The sequence below is a fragment of the Chryseoglobus sp. 28M-23 genome (genome assembly GCF_014789785.1).
Taxonomy (GTDB): Bacteria; Actinomycetota; Actinomycetes; order Actinomycetales; family Microbacteriaceae; genus Microcella; species Microcella indica.
Window position 1 is genome coordinate 2,325,396 of record NZ_CP061846.1, and the last position, 18,696, is coordinate 2,344,091.

Consider the following 18,696-nt stretch of genomic DNA (forward strand, 5'->3'; position numbering starts at 1 on the left):
ACGGTGCACCCGCTCTGCGGCTACGGAGTGTGCGCCGGCATCTCGTCGAGCGTTCCCCCGGCGGCTGCCGCCGCCTCGAACAGCGGCAGGTGCGATTCGAGGGATGCCCGGCGCAGGTTTCCCAGCACCGTCACGAGTCGCGCATCATCGGCCTGGGCGAGCAGCCCGTCGTAGAGTGCGACGTTGCTGATCTCGCCCTCCGCCCACGCTTCGGCCGCCACCTGCAGGTCGGTCGGTGCGACGACCTGCCCGATGTAGGGGTTCTCGTGAACCTCGATGCCGGCGCGGTCCAGCTGGCGGGTCAGCGCGTCGATGTGCCGCAGCTCGCCCTCGAGGATCGTCGCGTACGGCTCGACCTCGCCGAACCGGTCGAGCACGGCGAGGTACGACGCTGCGGCGGCGTACTCCCCGACGGGCGACATCAGGGCGTCCCACGCGAGGGCAGCATCACTGTCGGGGTCGACGTCGGCGGGCAGGGCCGTCGCGGCGGGCGCCGTGGGTACAGCGATGCCCGGGTCGACTTCGGGGGCACTCGTGCTCGAGTCTGCCGGCGTGAGCGTCGCATCGCGGGCAGGCACAGCCTCGGGAGCGGGTGCGCAGCCGGCGACGGTGAGGGCGACCACCAGGCCGAGCCCGACGGCACCCGTCCCGACGGCGAAGCGGACAGGGCGTGCAGTGCGTTCGAACCTCATGGTGAGCTCCTTCCCGGAGAGTTCCCATAATACCCCCGGGGGTATGAGCGCGCTGAGAGTCGCCCCTGGCGACCCTGCGTGCGCCGAGTCGTGTGCGCGCGTCAGTCTTGCGTCTGGTGCTCTGCGCGCTGGCGGATGCGGCGCCCTTCCTCGATGGCCTCACGCTCGGCGTCGGCGCGCTTCTCGATCATGGTGTCGTCGCGCGGGGGCAGCTGGATGACCTCCTCGGCCGGCAGACCCGCCTGAAGCTCGCGCGCCCGCTCGAGCTCAGCATCGACCTCGGCGCCGAACAGCAGCGCCATGTTCGCGAGCCACAGCCAGAGCAAGAACACGACGACGCCCCCCAGAGCGCCGTACGTCGCGGAGTAGTTGGCGAAGGTGGAGACGTAGAACCCAAACCCGAGCGACACGATGACGAGCGCCACGATCGCGATCGCCGCCCCGGGGCTCAGCCAGCGAAACTTCGGCTGCCGCGCGTTGGGGGTCGCGTAGTAGAGCACCGCGACCATGAGCACGAGCAGCACGGCGAGCACGGGCCAGCGCGCGATGCTCCACGCCGTCTGCGCGGTCGCGCCGATGCCCAGCGCATCGCCGATCGCCTGCGCGAGCGGCCCGGAGACGAGGAGGCCGACCACCATGACGACGAGGATCGCGAGACCGAGAAGCGTGATGAGCAGCTGCAGCGGCTTGAGCTTCCAGATCGGTCGCCCCTCCTCGATGCCGTAGATGCGGTTCATGGCCCGACTGAACGCGGAGACGTACCCGGAGGCCGACCAGAGCGCGAGCAGCAGCCCGACCGCGAGGGCGAGGCCCGCACCGGGCGAGGTGGCGAACTGCTCGATGGGCCCGCGCAGCACCTCGATGATCTGCTCGGGGGCCACAGCCCCCGCGATGTCGAGCACGGCGTCGGCCGACCGGGTGCCCTGCCCGACGAGCCCGAGAATCGAGAACACCGCGATGAGCGCGGGGAACAGCGCGAGCACCGAGAAGAAGGTCAGCGTCGCGGCGATGTCGAAGCTCTGGTGGACGATGAACTCACGCCCGGCCCGCTTCACGACGTAGGCGGCGGTACGCGGTCGCAAATCGGCTGGCGAGGACGGCTTGCGCTCGTCATCGGGTTCGGGCGCGATATCGCGGCTGTCGGGATGCTCGTGCATGAGTCTCGGCTCCGATTCCTGTCGGGGTCGTGTCGGTGTTCATCGGAGCACGCCCACTGCGCGCGCACAGTCTTGCCGTGGCTCGCGCGCCCCACACCATCCAGTCAGACATGCGCGCACCCATAACGCCAGGGTCTGGCGAGAGCACTCAGGGCGCGCTAGGGTGCGCGGCGCCACTCGCTCGGGGCGAGAACGCAGAAAACCCCCGAACCTACGAGGTTCGAAGGTCTCCACTGCCCTGAGGGCAAGAGCGGTGACGGTGGGATTTGAACCCCATACCTGCCCTCCTAGGTGCTGTCTTCGCGCTCCGCTCCCCCGGATTTCCGGGGTTCTGGGGCCGGTTTCGATTACCCAGCGCGTGCCTGATTGTGGAAACTTGTGGGGTTTTTGTGGGGGCTAGTGCTGGCTGCTCGGCGCGAGGTGCTCAGTGTGCCTTGAGTTCGCCGGAGACATACGCCCTCGACATCTCTGCGTAGTCGCTCTTGACGTCGACGAAGCTGTAGGCCGTCAACCCGGACTCATAGCGCACTGCGATGCTCGCCATGTGGAGGCGAATGTACCGGGGAGCGACGGCGGGATAGAGAATCTGCACGATGTCGTTCACCCCGAGCTTGCGCGGGCCGTTCCCACCGAGTCGCCCACGATGGTGTGTGACGAAACGATCGTCGGGGATCAGGTGGGGGTTGAGGCCCTGAAGTCGCGAGAGCTCGTCGAAGATCGGATCCTCTATGAAGGCAGCCTTGACCATGTGATAGGCCGAGTAGAAGTAGGCGACCGCGGCAAGTTCATCGTCGTGACCTTCGATCCGCTCGGCTGATTCCCTCATCGCTACAGCGCGCTCGAGGCACAGCTGCGCAGTCCGAAGGCCGCTGTGCGTCATGCCAGGCTGTACTGCCGGATCGTCTCCCGAGCCTCGACCTCGTCGCCGATGCCGTCGACGAACGAGTAGGACAGAATCGCCTCGTCCTTGAAGACCTGCTCGACCTCGAACATGCATGAGATCACCCGAAGCTGTTCGTCCCCACTAGGCGCGTTCAGGGCGATCGAGATTTGTCCGCTGCGATTGCGGCGATCGAAGGTAACCCGAAGTCCAGCGAGGGACTCTCGCCCAATCAGATCAGCGGCATACTCGCCGATCGACTGCGTCAGGGCCTGGAACTCATCCAAAGCACTCATGGCCTTGAGACTACACGCCAATTCTGAGCGGTCTACCCCCAGATCGGGTTCTGTGAGCGGACACTAGACGGGGGAATTTCCTGGTTACCCATCGCACTACGTAGGTGGGGTGAGCCCTCACTGCTCTTCGTCTCGGTGGGCGACGGGGTCTTTCATCGTCTCGATGAACAGCCGCAACAGCGGCAGGAACTCCCGGGCGGGCGCACCGTCGTGATTCTCGGCACGATGGGCGCATGGGCGACCTAGACGACCTCGAGACTGACCCCGACTGCCCGAGCTGCGGCACAAGATGTCAGCCACACGGAGTCGCATGGAGGTGCAATCACTGCAAGGTCGCCGTGATCCTCTGAGGTTGAGCGCGCCTACTGGTCGAGGCAGTCGCGCACTTCCGTGACACCGTCAATCGCGGCAGAGAAACCGTTGGGCTGCGCGTACGAACTGAACTCAGCGGCCAAACCGTCGACCGACACGAACGCGATTGAGTCGCCCTCTGCCGTGGTTGGGTCTTGCAGGGTGTTCCACACGCCTACCTGACCCTCACCGAAACCGGGCCCGGTGATGAGGCCAGCGACGAACCAAGAGTCAGTGCCCTCGGCAGGGTTCACGATCGCGATCGCCCGCTCGACCGTGAGACCGTCTTGTCGGTCGTCGACTCCCCACTGCACGCCCGCCACGGTCGCTTCCGTGACCTCGAGGCACTCATACGTTGGCGGGGCGACCTCGACCGACTCGGATGCCTCGGGCTGCGACTCGACCTGCTCGGTAGTGGACGAAACGGCAGTGCCGAACAACAACAGGATGCCCGTGAAAATCGGCGTGCCCACGAGTGCCAGATAGCCGAGCACGAATGACGCGACAGACTCACCCTTGCGTAGCCCTGTCCGTTTCGCCGTCCCGAATCCAATGTGACCGAAGATCACCGCCAGCAGGGCGGGGAGAAACGCGAGGAACCACCCGATGAAGGGAATGAGCGCAGTGATGAGGCCGACGATGCCGAGCACGAGGCCCGCCACTGCCAGACCGTTGCTCGGGGCGCGCTGAACGTACATGACGGGGGGCTGAGGTGTTGTCATGGTTTCATCCTGTCAGGGGTCGGCACCCCCGACTAGGGTCGAGACAGCGCGGGCCGGTGCGCTCCGATCTCTGGAGCACCATGGGCACCTGGCACCCCATCCTCGCCGCGCACGAATACGCGCCCGGTGAGTGGATCATGGTCGACCCCAGCGCGAAACCCTACGCCGTCGTGCGCGCGCTCGAGCTCGGCGGGGAACGCGGCTACCGAGTCGTGACCTGGGCGGAACGGTCAGAGGATCGGCAACTCGTCGGATACTGGCAGACACTCCGCGCAGCATGCGCAGCCTCACACCGCCGCTACCTCGCACAGCACGGGCCGGGCGATTTCGCCGGCTACCCCAACCAAGCGCCGCGTCGATGAGTCACAAGATCGGGCTACTACCCGTCAGCTTGTGCCCCATGCCGGTGCTCGACTTCCAAACGACGGTCCACTGCAGATCAGGCAGTTGAGCCACCCTTATGCCGCCCTTCGGCAATGTGGCGAACATGTGCAACGTGAGCCGGTCGTCCTCATGGTCACGAGTTGACCCGCCCGCCACTGACGGCCCCTTGACCAGATAGTTGCTCCCGAACGCCTGCACACGCGCCTCTACATGGTGGGCCGTGTGCAGGCCGAGATTCGTCAATCGAACGATGTTCGGCCCGACCAAGCTCACCCGCCACTGCACGTCGTGAGCCTCCGCCTGCCGCTTACTTGAGCGCCACGCAACGTAGAACGATGCGCCCGCCACTATCAGCGCGAGCAACGACAGTGAGATCGAGGCGATTTCCACGGGCTGAGGCTATCGCGGCGATCGTCGGCTGAGCCTGTCCCTAGAGCGTGAGCTTTGCTAGCGTCTGACGATGGGCCTATTCGGAAAGAAGCACACCGTCGTCGACGTCGCCTTTCGAGCTCTCACCGCGCCCACGCCCGACGGCACACGCGGCACCTACCGCTACCTGTGGACACTCAAGCAGCGACCCAGCGTCGGCTACCGGCTACTCGTGCGCGGTGGCGACTGGGAGCTCGCCCCCGTCGTCGTCGTGAACGTCGAGCAGACGAAAGACATACGCGGGCTCAAACCGGTCGAGCGCATCGTGACACAAGCCGAGATGAACGCAGCAGCCAAGAAGGCGGACGACGAACTGCTGAGCTGGTTCAGAATGGCCCGCAAAGCCGCCGGGCTACCAGTCAAGGGTCGAGTCGCAACGAAGCCGCCAGGCGACCACCCACGGATTCCTCCAGCTGATGGAGACGCAAAGCCTGAACTCGCAGACGCGCACGGCCGTGGCTGGTACCGCATCTGGAAACGCGCCGAAGAGCGGGGCATGCCTGACGACGAAGTAAAGGCGTACAAGGATCTCGCGTACCGGTGGTTCGCTGTGCGGGATCGGGGGCGCAAAGCCGAGTGATACGCCCCGGCTACCCCTCCCCGGGCCCCCCATCTACGGCACACCTCCAGCATTGTGCCTTTTCACACACGGAGCAATTTTCTGTGGCCACAGACGTTTTCACACGCGCGCACCAGTGCCCCGGGCGGCCGCGTTTCTGACTGACTGGTGTGCCCTAGATGCTGTCGGGGTCGAACGGGGCGTCACCGATCGGGTGCGCCTCATCCTCCTCCACCTGTCGAGCGTGGTCACCCCCGGGCCACCCGTGTAGTTCGGCATGCTCACGCCGTGCAGACACCCACGCGGCACGCTCCACCATCCACGCATCGAACACTCGTACGCGTTCGGCAACAGTGCGGCTGAGGTCGTCGACAGGCTTCGCTCGCAACGCGTCAACAGAAAGCCCTCGCGCCGTCAGCTCCGCACCATCCGGCGCCCGCCGCCTCACGACCGTCCCCCCTCGTCGTACCCGGGCAACACCGGGGGACGCCCAGCGATGCGAGCCATAACGTTCGCGAACCCTGCGAACACGGCCAATCCATGAGGCCACGCCTCGGGGTGCTCCGCGTACCAAGCATTGCGGGCACGCTGCCACTGAGCGGGCGAATCCCACTGCGCAGGCTTGTACCGCTGCAGAGGCAGAGGGGCCGACGAGATCTGCTGTGCTTTCCGACGTCTCACGCTGGCCTCCTGATCGGGTACACGCCGCGCACGCCTCGAGCTGGCGGCAGAGAGTCCTCCTCGAGCGCGGGAACCTGCAACGTCGCCAACAGACGCGCCATCGCCAACTGTTGCGCCCGAATCTCAGCGATCGCGGGGTGCAAACGCGCGCCCTGACTTGAGCCGATCATCGTGCCATCCGACTCGACCTGAGCGCGCAGCACATTGATGGTGTCGCGAACGCGGCACGCTTCCTCAAGCTGCGCCGCCTCATGCTCAGCAAGATCGAACTCAGACAGCACCGAATCCCACAGTTTCCTGCCCGCCCCAGACAGGCCTGAGGGGGCTCTACGGGCCATGATTCAGCCTTTCCGACCCTGACAAGGGCCTATTTTTTTCCGCGCCGGGGAGGGATTTCGCTATGCGAGAGGTGCGAGCGCTGGGGTGGGAGGAGGGGTGGGTGCCCGGGGTCACCAGATGGGTGAGGCTGTGATCGGTGGTCGTGGTGTTGGTGGCTTTGTTCCTTTGCCTCGTGCCGCGTTGCAACGTCGGCAGATTGTTCGCCCGTTCTCGAGGGTGTTCTCGCCTCCGTAGGCGAAGGGCTTGATGTGGTCTGGTTCTGCGCTGTGTGGTTGGCGGCTTACGTCGTAGTCGAGCTTCACCCCGCATGGTTCTAGGGGATGGTGCCGGCATGGCTCCGTGCAGGGGCAGTGGGTTACCCCGGCTGTGCGGTCTCGGTGTAGGACTCTCTTGCGCCAGTTGATGTGGGTGGCCAGTCCCGTGCGTGATGTGACCATGGGGTGCACCTCGGACGTGGGTATGGGCAGGGGCTTCGTGGAGGCCTCTGGGGACAGTGGTCAGAGGGTCACTGCTGGGTGCTCCTTTGGTGACCATTAGGCGTCCCCTCCGCTCCATCCGTGCATGCGCTGGTACTTGACGCCTGCATGGGCGATCTTCTCGATCGTCTTGTCGCCGAGCTCGATGGGCCCGTCGTCATGCGCCGGGGTGCGACTGTTGAGCTTGGCGGCGATGTCGTCGGTGAACTGCACGTATTTCGGCCCGCCGAGCGGCAGCGCGGCCTCGGCGTGACCTGCCTCCGCCATGCGCACGACGTGACCGCCTGGGCGAGCGTTCAGGATGCCGCCCTCCGCCAGGCAAGGGATGGTGGGGATGGAGAGGTTGATCGCCCCGCCCGTCGCATCAGAGAGCCCGCCGGCGAGTCCGTTGATCGCGCCGATGACGCCATTGATCAGGTCGATGATGAAGTTCACCGCACCCTTGGCGATGTCTTGGATGCCTTGCCAGATGCCCGAGAACACGTCTTGGATGCCCTGCCATGCCTGCTCCCAGTTGCCGCTGAATACTCCGGTGAGGAAGGTGATGAGGCCTCCCATGACGGCGGTGACGGTTTCGATGATGGGCACGAGGTAGGAGGACAGTGCTTCGACGACGCCGACGATGATCGGGATTACAGCGTCGAGGGCGAGCTGTAGGGGCAGGAGCGCGTACTCGATGAGCCACACGAAGAGGTCAATCAGGGGCGGCAGGATGAGCTTCACCAGGTCGATGAGGGGCATCATCATCGCGAGGATCGGGTCGATGAGGGGTATGAGTGCCTCGAGGAGGGTGAGGATGATCGGCACGAGGGCGGCGATCACCTCAGCGAGTAGGGGCATGAGCATCTCTGCGAGGTCGCCCCAGTACTCCGCGAGGACGGTGAACACTGGCACGAGGCCCTCGATGACCGTGCCGAGGGTGGTGAACAGAGGCATCAGGGAGGGCAAGACCGCTGCGAGGGTTTCGCCCAGGATCACGGAGAGCTTGCTGATGAGGGGGAGTATGGCGTCGAGTACGCCCATGAGTGCGCCGCCGAGTACGGGTGCGAGTTGTGCGAACGCGTCCATGACGACGGGGATGACGGGCTGTAGGGCTTTGAACGCGAGCCCTAGGGGTGAGAGGGCTGCCGCCATTTCGAGGAACCCGGACAGGTCGAAGCCGCCCTCGAGCATGTCGATGATCGACTCGATGATCGGGGCGAGGAAGTCCCCGAACTTCTCACCCACACTCGCCGCGATCGCTTCCACCGGGCCGAGGGCTCCGGTGATGGCTGTGATGAGCGGGGCGATGAGGGGGTAGATGCCGCCGAGGAACCCTGCACCGATACGACCGAGAGAGGCGAGGAAGTTCGACGATGCGCCGGGCAGAGTCGTGCCCATCTCTTCCGCCACGGTGCCTGATGCGGAAGACATGGCCTCCTCGAACTCTTCGAACCCGATTTGGCCCGCCGAGGCCATCTTGAACACTTCCTCGGTCGTCACGCCGAGCTGATCTGCGAGGGTCTGGTAGATCGGAATGCCACGATCTGCGACCTGCTGCAGAACATCGTTGCCGGCCTTCCCGAGCGATGCGACCTTGTTATAGATCGACCCCATCTCATCCATGCCGACACCCGCCGCGGCGGCGGAGTTCGCCACCGACGTGAGGACGCCCTCAAGTTCCTGCCCGGGCTTGATGCCCGCCGCGACCGCACCCGCGGCCGTTGTTGCCGCTTCACCCATCCCAAACGCAGTGCCCTTCACCGCGGCGAGGGCGTTGGTCATAATCTGGTCGACCGCGACGGCGTTGTGCCCGAGGCCTGTGAGCTTGGCTGTGGCTTCGTCGAGTGCGCCGAGCCTGCCGAGGCCCTTCACGAGCGCGGCGCCCATGCCCGCCGCCGCGACTGCGCCGACTGTGATCAGGCCACCCTTGACGACCCCGCCGATCGCGCTCGTGAGCTTCGCGCCGATGCCGCGCCCGGACTTCTCTGTCGCCCGTCCGACCTCGGACCCGCCGAGGGAACGCTCGATGTCTTTCTGAACGCCCGGCATGCGCACGTACAGGGCAACGTAGGCGTCGGCGATTTCTGTGGCGCTCACTTCATCAGGCTTTCGATCTCAGCGACCGCGTCGCGGCGCTGCTGGTACAGGTTGCGCCGTTCGGTCTCGATCACCTCGGCGGCGAATGACGACGATGCGGCTGTGTTTGCGATGACGGCGGCGAGAATCCCAGCTGCCTCCGCGAGGGCTTCGACCTGCTGCTCGACGGTGAGCCCGTCGACGAGGCGCTCGGTGCGTTGGAAGTCGGCCAGGGTTGCTTTGGGCTCGAGGAGGTCGAGGGCGATGTTCAGGCCCACCGGACTGTCGGTGAGCTTCGCCTTGGCCATTACCGGCCCCAGCGGTTGCTGCGGTTCATGGCCCCGTTGCCGTACTGACCCTCGGCCGGGGCGACGATGCGCGCCTCGGGGACGACGTAGGCCATGTGGCGGTGGAAGCCTTGGCTGAGGTTCGACGTGAGCTGATGCACCCGCGCGAGATCCTCGATCACCTGCTGCTTGTCGGGAAACTGCGCGAGGTACAGGTTGACCACCGGCTCGCGGAACGTGGAGCGGAAGCTGTGATCCAGGATCGCGCGGGCGAGCACTAGGTCGTCGAGGGCGAGGGCTCGCTCCATCGCGTCGGTCGCCTCGCGCTCGGTTTCCAGTCGCGCGGCTCGATCTTGCGCGTCGCGGAAGTTGATCACGTCCGACGAATCGCCCCGGGCGGACCCGGCGAGCTGCTGCGTGAGAGCCTTGATCTCCGCCGCGATGAGCTGATCCTCCTCACGCTGCAGAGCGGTCATCTCCTCCTTGGCCTGTTGCATCGCGGGGTCGGCCTGCTCGCGGCGGCCCTGCAGGGAGAGGTTCTGGTCGGCGTTGAGCTGATTCACGATGCCGGCGTAGCGTGCCCGCGCCGCCTCGGCTCGCTCACGCAAGCGGTCGATCTTGCTCGTCAGGGTTGCGTATGACATTCGGGGCTCCTCAGCGGTATGCGGTCACGTAGGTCTCTGCCTCCTCCCGTTGGATGACCCACTGCGGGCCGCTCTTTGTTGCCGGGAGTGCACCCCGCTCGCAATCCAGGCGGACCGTGCGGGGGGACCGTCCTGTCGCGGTTGCGAGCTGTCGAACTGTCCACAAATCACGTTCCTCCGATGCCGCCGATTGCCGCGGGGGATTGCCGCCGTCGGCATCGGCGGCCGTGTAGGCGCACCTGGTGATCTCGGTCAGGAGCGCGTACACGCTCGTGTCGCCCATTCGGTAGTGCGTGCGCAACTTGCCGATACTCGCGACCTGGTACAGCACGCGCGCGTCTGACTGAGACAGCACGAGCCCACCCGCCGGCAGGAGGCGGCTCACACGACTCTCGTCTCGTCCCGCGCGGGATGCTGGGGTCGCTGGTTGAGCTCGGCCATCAGATGCCGGGCTGCGGCCTCCCAGTCGGCCGCTGTGAACTCGGGCATGAACCGATCGCGGCTCTCATTGCGGAGAGCGCGAAGTACGTCGCTGGCACGCATGGCTCGCATCTCGTCAGGCGTCACGTCAGGTGTTGCATCTGCAACGCGTCGCACTCCGCGCTCCGTCCGCTGCTGTTCCTCGAGGTCACGTTGCGCTTCGTCACAGTCGGAGCAGCGGCGCACGAAGGGCTCACCGATGTGATCGGCGCAGCGGGCTTCGATCGTTCGGGTAGTCATGCGGCCTCCTCGGTGTGCTTCGCGTTTTCCACAGGGGACACGTGAGATGCCTCGCTAGGTGCGGTTTCTCCTCCTCGTGGTTCCTCTGTGGTTCCTCTTGGTTCCTTGGGGTGAACTGTTAGTACGGCTCGGGCGAACGATTCGTTCGCCTCAGGGTGAACTGCTTGTTCGTTTTCAGGGTGAACAGATTGTTCGTCCACGACCACGCTCGGGAGCGTCAATTCGTACTCGGCGTGCTGCCACTTCTGACCCCGCTTGCGCCTCTTGATGTACCCCCGATCGACGAGCTCGGAGAGCGCACGCTGCACCATTCGGAACACCGAGTCACGCTCTCTCGAGATCTCGGCATGGCGGGGGTCGTCGATATCGACCGGGTCGTGGAGCATCCTGCCGAGCGCGATCGCGGTCGACTCACGCACGGCGAAGTACACCGGCTTGGCGTCGTTGTCGAGCGCGGTCAGCGCCATCCACAGGAGCACCAGACGGGCATTCGGCGTCAGGGGCTTGCGATCCCTCGCGATCGCGCCGAATGCCTTCTTCACTAGCTGGGCGCCCATTCCTCACCCCCAGGCATCGGCGGTGGCACGCCCCAGGGGGCCACGCCGTAGCGCGACCCCCTAAGACCCCGTGCTGTGACGGTCACTTAGTCGTCACCGCCGACAGCAGTGAGTTTTGTCGCGGTTCCGTTTGTCACGTCGCTCAACGTGGTGCCCTTCGGATAGCCCTTCAGCTCCTTCAAGACCGCATTCGCGGCCTCGGCTCGGCGCTCGTTGTTCGCACCGAGGAACGCGAAGTAGGCCGACACGGTGCGCAGCTCACTGATGCGCATGAGATGCGCCGGTACCGGCTCGCCGCCCTCGAAACTCACCCGAGCCTCGAGCAGGTCGATCTCGCTGAGGGTGTCCTCGTCAGTGATCAACTCGCCGCCGGCGGTGTAGAACTCGATCAGCTGCGCGGTCACTGAGCATCACCACCGACAGCGGCGTCGAACTCGTCGGCGATCGCGAGGAATCTCCTACCCGCGCGCCGCAGCTGCTCCGACGACGTGAACTTCAGTGAGTCCGCCGCATCGGGAATCCAGACATGAAGCTTCGTTTCTCCCTCGACGATCTCGCCGTCGCGGGCGGTGTCCGCGCGGCTGATGTCGCCGGCCACTCCCTCGTCGTCACTGAGTTCGCGACACCAGTTGCGCATCGGGTGACCGTCGCGCGAGGTTCCCGCTTCGTCCGCGGTCGTCGCCCATGCCGGCGGTGTAGCGTCCGCGAACTCGGGGAATGGTTCGATGACTGTGCTGGGATCGAACTTCGCGGTCACTTGACTTCACTTCCGACCGTGGGCTCCTGCACCTCGCGGAACTTGGTCGCCAGGTCGGCCATGCCTTCCGCGATCCGGTAGATGTCGGCCGCGGTCATCGGAGGGCTGTCGATCTCGCGCTGCTCGGCGATGTAGATGTACGGCTTCGGCGGCTCGCTCCTGAGGACGTTCCCGTCAACGTCCATCACGACGTAGCTGCTGATCTGCAGGTCGGCATCCCACTCGCACGACTCGGGGAGGAAGTTTGGCGACCAGTAGTGAGCCTCGATTTCCACGACGCCGCTCTCGGTGTTGGCGCGGTCGATGTCGAGGTGCATGATCTTGGGCTCCTCAGCCCACTCGGGCTTGTTCTTGAGCACGAGGGGCATGTGCGCGGCGAGCTCGGCCCGGTCGCGACGCATCGCCTCCGCGTCCGAGATGAACTCGAAGTACAACTCACCGTCGATCTTCGACCGGCCGCCCGTCCAGAATCCACGGCCGATGACGATGTAGCGGTCGCCGAGCCGGTGGACTGCGTTCATCACCGACGCCTCACTGCGAGTCAGCTCGTTCGCCTTCTCGCTCTCGAACCACTCTTCGGGTCGCTCGTCGACGGGCACGAGGTGACCGTCGAGCGTGTACAGGTCGATGAATGAGGCGGGCCTGCCGGTCACGCTGTCAGTGTTGCCGGAGATGCGCAGTTCGGACGCGGGGCGCCAGATCGAATCGACCGGGGCGACGTACAGCGGGTGATTCTCCTCGAGTGTGAGGAAGTGGCCCGGCTCGAGGTTGTCGAAGGCGGTGAGTAGTTCGTCCATGACGGATTTCTCCGCGGTCTCGGGTGCGGCGTATGCGATACTGGTGTTGTTCATTTCGGTTCCTTTCGGTTGGGAATCACTGGCCCTCAGCGCTGCAACGCTGGGGGCTTTCTCTTTCGGTGGGGTTGATGCGCTCAACTTGCGAGCGCCTTGTCTGCGGTTGAAGTGCGCTTCTTTGTGTCGAGCCACTCGCGCACCTCGGATTCGACGTAGAGCACCTTCCGCGGCGTCGGCTTCCTGAACGGAGGCCCATCGCCGCGGAAGCGCATCTGAGCGAGCCCGGCCGGCGTCAAGCCGGGGAGCAGCTCATCGCAGACCTGCTGCGGTGTCATGTTGCGGTCCATGCGTTCCTCTCCCCGACAATCACAAGTTGTCGGAACTGATTACTTGATATGACTGTAACAGGAAGTGGTCGATTTTGGTAACGTGATCGAGTGCACAGCGTTTCTCTCTCTGAAGCAGTCGGCGAGTTCCTCTCCGACTTCAGAGGGGAGCACGGTTTGACCCTTGATGCGATCGCGCGCGAAGCTCGCCGATTCGGTGCGAAGTGGGGGCCCGCGAGTGTGCGCAATATTCAGGAGGGGCGATCAGCGCTCAGCATTTCGACCTTGATCTACCTCGGGCTAGCCCTCAACAAGCTCTCCGGAGCCTCAATCACCTTGTCGGACATGTTGGGTCGAGTCGATGCACTTGAAGAACCCCAGTTCCCCATCGAAGGAACGCGACTACCCGTTTCGAAGGAGTGGTACGCGAGAGTGCTATCGGGAGCGCCGATTGACACGAGGCCGAGTGACTTTGTTGGCGGCAAGGACTTCGTTCGCGAGCAGATTGCGCGAACAGCTCAATCGATGTCCAGCCCTCACGACGATCTGCCGTCTGACCTCGATTTTGAGGCCGCCGCATACTTGGAGCCCACCTTGGCTGAGCGTCGCGCGGCCGAAAAATTGGACGTCAGTGCATTTGCCCTGGCGGCGTGGTGTCGGTCCATTTGGTCTCGGACGCTCGATGAAGAAGCGAGAGCTCGTGCCGGCTCAGGTAGTTCCCCTCAGCAGCGCGGAGCTGTCACCCGCGTGCTCATCGAGGAGCTTCGTGCTTATATAGCTGAGTCGGATCATGGGTAGCGTCGAGGCGTACGAGACCGCTAAGGGTCGCCGGTATCGGGTGCGCTATCGCGACGATGCTCGGAAGTCTCGCGAGGTCGCCGGCTTCACACGGAAGGTCGACGCCGAGGAACACCTCGCGAGCGTTACCGTGCAGATCCTCCGCGGCGAGTACGTCGACCCGAAGGCCGCGCGCACGACCGTGGGCGAGCTCGGTGCCGCATGGCTCGGTCGACAGAATCACCTGAAACCGTCCTCCCTCCGCCCGGTCGAGATCGCATGGCGGAAGCACGTCGAGCCGACGTGGGGCAATCACGCAATAGGCCGCGTGCAGCACACCGACGTCGAGGCGTGGGTAGCCGCTCTCACAGCGTCGGGACTGTCCGCTACGAGCGTCCTCCGCGCCCACGGCATACTCGCGGGCATCCTCGACGACGCCGTGCGCGACCGACGTCTGTCGACGAATCCCGCCCGCGGGGTGAACCTCCCCCGCAAGAGCCCAAAGCGTCGCGCGTACCTCTCCGCGGCTCAGGTCGAGCTGCTGGCGCGGGAGAGCGGCACCTACGGCCCGCTCGTGCTGTTCCTCTCCTACACCGGCCTCCGATGGGGGGAAGCGATCGCGCTGCGCGTCGAGTCGACCGACCTGCTGCGCCGTCGCGTGCAGGTCACCGAGAATGCTGTGCGCGTCGGCCGGGATCTCGTGGTGGGCACGCCGAAGTCTCACGCGAGCCGGTCGGTGCCGGTGCCGGGGTTTCTGCTCGAGCACCTGGCGCGCGCATGTGAGGGCAAGGGCCGCGATCAGCTCGTGTTCGGTGACGGGCGCATCCACCTGCATCCGCCGAACTCGCGTGACGGGTGGTTCGTCGCCTCCGTGCGTCGCGCCCAGGCGATCGACGCGGACTTCCCGAAGGTCACTTTGCACGATCTCCGTCACACGGCCGCGAGCCTCGCAGTGAGCGCTGGCGCGCACGTCAAGGCGGTGCAGAGGATGCTCGGGCACGCCTCCGCCGCGATGACTCTCGACACCTACGCCGACCTGTTCGACGCTGACCTCGACGCCGTTTCGGATGCCCTCGACGAGCTGCGCGCTCGGACAGTTGTGGGGGATTTGTGGGGGAAACAGGTCTAGAAAGGGGAAAGAGCCCCGGAATTCCGCGGAATCTCGGGGCTCTCAAGAGCGGTGACGGTGGGATTTGAACCCACGGTAGGGGGTTACCCTACACAACTTTTCGAGAGTTGCACCTTCGGCCGCTCGGACACGTCACCGCGGGAGAGTGTAGTACAGGGGCCTGCGCGGGTCGAACTGAGCGCGGGGTGCGGGCGAGCATCCGGTGATGGATACGATTCGTGTCGTGACCGCCTCTCTGCGCACGCCGTGGCTGGAAGCGCGCCGTGCCGACTGGCGGCGCCGCGCGCAGCAGCCCGGCGAGCTGCTGTACGTGGGGCTCGGCGATTCGGCCGCGCAGGGCGTGGGCACGAGCGACCTCGACGCGAGCTACGTGGGCCTGCTCGAGGCGCGGCTGCAGCGCCAGACCGGGCGTAGCGTGCGGGTCGTCAACCTGAGCCGCTACGGTGCGCGCGTGGAAGACGTCATCGACGAGCAGCTGCCTCAGCTCGCCGACCTCTCCCCCGACCTGCTGACCGTCACCGCGGGGGCGAACGACATGCGCCGCTTCGATCGCGGCGAGTTCAGCGTCGACCTCGAGCTGCTGCTGGGCGCACTGCCGCCGCACGCGATCGTCGCCGATCTGCCGTGCTTCCACTTCGGGCCCCGAGAACTGGATGCCGTCATCGCCTCCCGCATGATCGCCGACCGGGTGCGCGCCCACCGACTGGCGCTCGCGCCGCTGCACCGGGTCACCGAGTTCCGGCGGGGGTGGGGCAGCGTTCCCGACTTCTCGTGGGACCAGTTCCACCCGAGTGCGCGGGGCTACCGCGTGTGGGAGTCGGCGTTCGCGGGGCCTGTCACCCGCCGGGCCGCCCACCTGCCCGCCATCGACCCCTCTCGCGATGCGAGAGGATGAACTTGATGAACGGCGACGATACCCCCGAACCCGAACCCAACCCCCGCCGCCGCACACCGTTGGCGCACATGCTGTCGATGGCGAAGGTTGGCGTCATTGGGTTCGGCGGGGGCAGCGCTCTGATTCCCGTCATGGAGCGCGAGCTCGTCCACCCGAAGAAGCTGACGACCCGCGAATTCACGCAAAGCACGGTGATCGCCAACGTCACCCCTGGGGCTCTCCCCGTGAAGATCGCGACTGTCTCGGGAACACAGTTGAGCGGCACAGCGGCGGCGACGGGCGGCGCCATCGCGGTCGCTCTGCCCGGCGCGCTGGCGACCGTGGCACTTCTCGCACTGTTCTCGGCCCTCGGCCCTGGGGCGATCAGCGTCGTCGAGTTCGCCTCCCTCGGCATCTCGGCGTTCATCCTGTACCTCCTCGGGCACTACACCCTCAAGGTGCTCGCCCCCGCGGGTCGCGTGCAGTGGACGGGCGTGGTGATCGCCGTCATCGCCTTCCTGCTCTCGGGCGCGGGGCGGGCCGTCACGCTCATCGCGGATGCGGCCGGCGGCGAGCAGCCCGTGAGCCTGCCTGAACTCTCGGCGCTCGGCCTCGTTCTCGTCTCCCTCGCCGGCATCGCGATCGTCTCGGTCTGGCAACTGCTGCGGGGAGGTCGAGCCGTCGTCGCCGACGTGCAAGAAGGCGAACCGGTGCCCGTCGGCACTCGTCGCACTCTGCGGGCGGCCCTGGCCATGAGCATCCTCACCGCCGTGGGATTCGTGGCCGCCTTCGTCGTCGTGCCCGCACCGTCGACGCTCTCCTTCTTGGGTCTCATCCTCGTCTCGACCGTGTCGTCGTTCGGCGGTGGCGAAGCATACGTGGGGGTCGCTGACGGGTTCTTCGTCGCCACCGGGCTCGTCGATTCGACACTGTTCTACGGTCAGATCGTTCCCGTCGCCAATGCCCTGCCGGGGCCGATCCTCGTCAAGATCGCGGCGGGAGTGGCCTACGGGGTGGGAGCCGCCACCGGGTCGGTGCTCACGGGCGTCGTGTTCGCGATCGCGGCCTTCTTCATCACGGTCGGCAGCTGCTCGGCGATCGCCCTCCTCGTGCTCGCCGGCTACGACCGCGCGCGCAACTCGCTCTTCGTGCGCAACACCTCGGCCTACATTCTGCCGGTGATCTGCGGGCTGCTGGCCGCCACAGCGCTCTCACTGCTGCAGGCCTCGGCGGGCATCGCCGAGGGCGCCGGTGTTCCCGCGATCGCGGCGATCCTCGGCAGCGTGGCGCTCGCCCTCGTCGTGCCCCTCGTGCACAAGCTCGCGCGCGTGCCCGACATCGTGCTCATCGTCGCGTTTGGTGCACTGTCACTCACCGTGCTCAGCCTCGTCTGAGCTGCCGACGTCGGCGCTCGGCCGTACTCTGGTGCCATGGCCCGACCGACCGCGAACTTCGTGTGCACGGAGTGCGGCTGGACGACCCTCAAGTGGGCGGGGCGCTGCGGCGAGTGCCAGCAGTGGGGCACCGTGATCGAGAAGGATGCGCCGACGCGGCACACCGCGCCGGCCCGGGTCGCCGAGGGCCGGGCTGCCCGCCCCATCACCGACATCGCTCCTCGAGATGAGAGCCACACGCCGACCGGCATCGTCGAATTCGACCGGGTGCTCGGCGGCGGCATCGTGCCGGGCGCCGCCATCCTGCTCTCCGGTGAGCCCGGCGTCGGCAAGTCGACGCTGCTGCTCGAGGTCGCCGCGCGCGCGGCGAAGCGCGGCCAGCGGGTGCTCTACGTGAGCGCGGAAGAGTCGGTGGCCCAGGTGCGCTTGCGGGCGGGCCGCACGGGCGCCCTCAACGCTGAACTGTTCCTGGCGGCGGAGACCGACCTGGCCACGATCCTCGGCCAGCTCGACGAGGTACGGCCCGAGCTGCTCATCGTCGACTCGGTGCAGACGGTGGCCTCCTCCCTCGTCGACGGTCTCGCCGGCGGCGTCTCGCAGGTGCGGGAGGTCGCGGCAACACTCATCAGGGTCGCGAAGGATCGCGACCTGCCCGTCGTGCTCGTCGGCCACGTGACGAAGGACGGCACGATCGCGGGCCCGAGGTTGCTCGAGCACCTCGTCGACGTCGTGTGCCAGTTCGAGGGCGACCGTCAGACGGCGCTGCGTTTCGTGCGCGCGCTCAAGAACCGCTACGGCCCCACGGACGAGGTGGGCTGCTTCGAGATGACCGGCGACGGCATCGCGGAGGTCGCCGACCCGTCGATTCTGTTCCGCTCCGGCTCGACGACTCCCGTGAGCGGCACGTGCGTCGCCATCGCGATGGAGGGTCGCCGCGCCCTGCCGGTGGAAGTGCAGGCGCTCATCGTGGCGTCGAATGCCCCGCAGCCGCGCCGCGTCGTCAACGGCGTCGACTCGTCGCGCGTGGCCATGCTGCTCGCCGTGCTCGAGCGTCGCTGCGGCATGCCGCTCAGCGGCTTCGACGTGTACGTCTCCACGGTCGGCGGCATCCGCCTCACCGAGCCCGGTGCCGACCTCGCGATCGCCCTCGCGATCGCGAGCGCCCGCCGCGAGAAGGCGCTCGACCCGCACCTCGCCGCGATCGGCGAGATCAGCCTCGCGGGCGAGATCCGCGCCGTCGCCGGGGCACCGCAGCGCGCAGCCGAAGGCGCGCGGCTCGGCTACACGAGCATCGTCGACGCCGGTGCCGTGCACCTGCGTGAGGCCGTGCGGCTCGCGTTCGCGAGCGCGGCCGACGAGCCCGCGGGCATCCCCGAGTTCTGAGTCGCGCGGCTCAGTCCGCTTTCAGCAGTC

24 protein-coding genes and 1 tRNA gene are annotated in these 18,696 nt (G+C 66.4%); 6 read left to right on the plus strand and 19 right to left on the minus strand.

Features of this window, described 5'->3' with window-relative positions; translation table 11 throughout:
• Positions 1 to 20 precede the first annotated feature (20 nt).
• The 5 genes from IE160_RS12605 to IE160_RS11300 form a co-directional block, all read right to left on the minus strand.
• Entirely contained in the window at positions 21 to 692 is a 672-nt protein-coding gene (locus IE160_RS12605; protein WP_224744479.1) for a ferritin family protein, read from the minus strand.
• A 101-nt stretch (positions 693 to 793) separates the two neighbouring features.
• Entirely contained in the window at positions 794 to 1,849 is a 1,056-nt protein-coding gene (locus IE160_RS11285; RefSeq protein WP_191151135.1) for a YihY/virulence factor BrkB family protein, read from the minus strand.
• Positions 1,850 to 2,273: 424 nt separating this feature from the next.
• The gene (locus IE160_RS11290; RefSeq protein ID WP_191151136.1) at positions 2,274 to 2,729 is read right to left on the minus strand and encodes a hypothetical protein; all 456 of its coding nucleotides are present in this window, start codon (positions 2,727 to 2,729) and stop codon (positions 2,274 to 2,276) included.
• Positions 2,726 to 3,025 carry a hypothetical protein gene (locus tag IE160_RS11295; RefSeq protein ID WP_191151137.1) on the minus strand — a complete coding sequence of 100 codons (300 nt, stop codon included), beginning with the start codon at positions 3,023 to 3,025 and terminating at the stop codon, positions 2,726 to 2,728. Before IE160_RS11295 ends, IE160_RS11290 begins: the two co-directional genes overlap by 4 nt.
• Before the next feature lie 362 nt (positions 3,026 to 3,387).
• Positions 3,388 to 4,098 (minus strand): DUF4190 domain-containing protein, encoded by a 711-nt coding sequence (locus tag IE160_RS11300; RefSeq protein ID WP_191151138.1) that lies wholly within the window; start codon positions 4,096 to 4,098, stop codon positions 3,388 to 3,390.
• An 80-nt stretch (positions 4,099 to 4,178) separates the two neighbouring features.
• Here IE160_RS11300 and IE160_RS11305 point away from each other — a divergent pair, with 80 nt between their 5' ends.
• On the plus strand, positions 4,179 to 4,460 hold the full coding sequence (locus tag IE160_RS11305; RefSeq protein ID WP_191151139.1) for a hypothetical protein: 282 nt from the start codon (positions 4,179 to 4,181) through the stop codon (positions 4,458 to 4,460).
• 1 nt (position 4,461) lies between these two features.
• On the opposite strand, the gene IE160_RS11310 is transcribed toward IE160_RS11305, so the two are convergent.
• A complete protein-coding gene (locus tag IE160_RS11310; RefSeq protein WP_191151140.1) occupies positions 4,462 to 4,872 on the minus strand; it encodes a hypothetical protein in 411 nt (136 codons plus the stop codon).
• A gap of 70 nt (positions 4,873 to 4,942) precedes the next feature.
• Here IE160_RS11310 and IE160_RS11315 point away from each other — a divergent pair, with 70 nt between their 5' ends.
• Entirely contained in the window at positions 4,943 to 5,491 is a 549-nt protein-coding gene (locus tag IE160_RS11315) for a hypothetical protein (protein ID WP_191151141.1), read from the plus strand.
• A 656-nt stretch (positions 5,492 to 6,147) separates the two neighbouring features.
• Here IE160_RS11315 and IE160_RS11320 read toward each other — a convergent pair.
• The 12 genes from IE160_RS11320 to IE160_RS11375 form a co-directional block, all read right to left on the minus strand.
• Positions 6,148 to 6,432 (minus strand): terminase, encoded by a 285-nt coding sequence (locus IE160_RS11320; protein ID WP_224744480.1) that lies wholly within the window; start codon positions 6,430 to 6,432, stop codon positions 6,148 to 6,150.
• A gap of 168 nt (positions 6,433 to 6,600) precedes the next feature.
• The gene (locus IE160_RS12770; RefSeq protein ID WP_224744481.1) at positions 6,601 to 6,927 is read right to left on the minus strand and encodes an HNH endonuclease; all 327 of its coding nucleotides are present in this window, start codon (positions 6,925 to 6,927) and stop codon (positions 6,601 to 6,603) included.
• 96 nt (positions 6,928 to 7,023) lie between these two features.
• Positions 7,024 to 9,045 carry a phage tail protein gene (locus IE160_RS11330; RefSeq protein WP_191151144.1) on the minus strand — a complete coding sequence of 674 codons (2,022 nt, stop codon included), beginning with the start codon at positions 9,043 to 9,045 and terminating at the stop codon, positions 7,024 to 7,026.
• The gene (locus IE160_RS11335; protein ID WP_191151145.1) at positions 9,042 to 9,332 is read right to left on the minus strand and encodes a hypothetical protein; all 291 of its coding nucleotides are present in this window, start codon (positions 9,330 to 9,332) and stop codon (positions 9,042 to 9,044) included. Before IE160_RS11335 ends, IE160_RS11330 begins: the two co-directional genes overlap by 4 nt.
• Entirely contained in the window at positions 9,332 to 9,955 is a 624-nt protein-coding gene (locus IE160_RS11340) for a hypothetical protein (RefSeq protein WP_191151146.1), read from the minus strand. The genes IE160_RS11335 and IE160_RS11340 overlap by 1 nt, the downstream gene beginning before the upstream one ends.
• A 10-nt stretch (positions 9,956 to 9,965) precedes the next feature.
• Positions 9,966 to 10,340 (minus strand): helix-turn-helix domain-containing protein, encoded by a 375-nt coding sequence (locus IE160_RS11345; RefSeq protein ID WP_191151147.1) that lies wholly within the window; start codon positions 10,338 to 10,340, stop codon positions 9,966 to 9,968.
• Positions 10,337 to 10,675 (minus strand): hypothetical protein, encoded by a 339-nt coding sequence (locus IE160_RS11350; RefSeq protein ID WP_191151148.1) that lies wholly within the window; start codon positions 10,673 to 10,675, stop codon positions 10,337 to 10,339. The genes IE160_RS11345 and IE160_RS11350 overlap by 4 nt, the downstream gene beginning before the upstream one ends.
• Positions 10,672 to 11,217 carry a hypothetical protein gene (locus IE160_RS11355; RefSeq protein ID WP_191151149.1) on the minus strand — a complete coding sequence of 182 codons (546 nt, stop codon included), beginning with the start codon at positions 11,215 to 11,217 and terminating at the stop codon, positions 10,672 to 10,674. Before IE160_RS11355 ends, IE160_RS11350 begins: the two co-directional genes overlap by 4 nt.
• 101 nt (positions 11,218 to 11,318) lie before the next feature.
• Positions 11,319 to 11,636 carry a hypothetical protein gene (locus tag IE160_RS11360; RefSeq protein WP_191151150.1) on the minus strand — a complete coding sequence of 106 codons (318 nt, stop codon included), beginning with the start codon at positions 11,634 to 11,636 and terminating at the stop codon, positions 11,319 to 11,321.
• Entirely contained in the window at positions 11,633 to 11,989 is a 357-nt protein-coding gene (locus tag IE160_RS11365) for a hypothetical protein (protein WP_191151151.1), read from the minus strand. The genes IE160_RS11360 and IE160_RS11365 overlap by 4 nt, the downstream gene beginning before the upstream one ends.
• The gene (locus tag IE160_RS11370; RefSeq protein WP_191151152.1) at positions 11,986 to 12,786 is read right to left on the minus strand and encodes a hypothetical protein; all 801 of its coding nucleotides are present in this window, start codon (positions 12,784 to 12,786) and stop codon (positions 11,986 to 11,988) included. The genes IE160_RS11365 and IE160_RS11370 overlap by 4 nt, the downstream gene beginning before the upstream one ends.
• A gap of 134 nt (positions 12,787 to 12,920) precedes the next feature.
• Positions 12,921 to 13,130, minus strand: coding sequence for a helix-turn-helix transcriptional regulator (locus IE160_RS11375; protein ID WP_191151153.1), 210 nt, complete (start codon positions 13,128 to 13,130; stop codon positions 12,921 to 12,923).
• A 769-nt stretch (positions 13,131 to 13,899) separates the two neighbouring features.
• Here IE160_RS11375 and IE160_RS11380 point away from each other — a divergent pair.
• A complete protein-coding gene (locus IE160_RS11380) occupies positions 13,900 to 15,015 on the plus strand; it encodes a tyrosine-type recombinase/integrase (RefSeq protein WP_191151154.1) in 1,116 nt (371 codons plus the stop codon).
• Between the two features lie 49 nt (positions 15,016 to 15,064).
• Here the strand turns inward: IE160_RS11380 and IE160_RS11385 are convergent.
• A tRNA-Ser gene (locus IE160_RS11385) sits at positions 15,065 to 15,152 on the minus strand.
• 68 nt (positions 15,153 to 15,220) lie between these two features.
• Here IE160_RS11385 and IE160_RS11390 point away from each other — a divergent pair.
• Genes IE160_RS11390 through radA form a run of 3 tightly spaced genes read left to right on the plus strand, consistent with a single transcriptional unit; the run spans position 15,221 to position 18,666 of the window.
• On the plus strand, positions 15,221 to 15,910 hold the full coding sequence (locus IE160_RS11390; RefSeq protein WP_191151155.1) for an SGNH/GDSL hydrolase family protein: 690 nt from the start codon (positions 15,221 to 15,223) through the stop codon (positions 15,908 to 15,910).
• A 5-nt stretch (positions 15,911 to 15,915) separates the two neighbouring features.
• Positions 15,916 to 17,283: a chromate transporter gene (locus IE160_RS11395; protein WP_191151156.1), complete on the plus strand. Its 1,368-nt coding sequence runs from the start codon at positions 15,916 to 15,918 to the stop codon at positions 17,281 to 17,283.
• Between the two features lie 36 nt (positions 17,284 to 17,319).
• The gene (gene radA / locus IE160_RS11400; protein ID WP_191151157.1) at positions 17,320 to 18,666 is read left to right on the plus strand and encodes a DNA repair protein RadA; all 1,347 of its coding nucleotides are present in this window, start codon (positions 17,320 to 17,322) and stop codon (positions 18,664 to 18,666) included.
• Positions 18,667 to 18,696 lie beyond the last annotated feature (30 nt).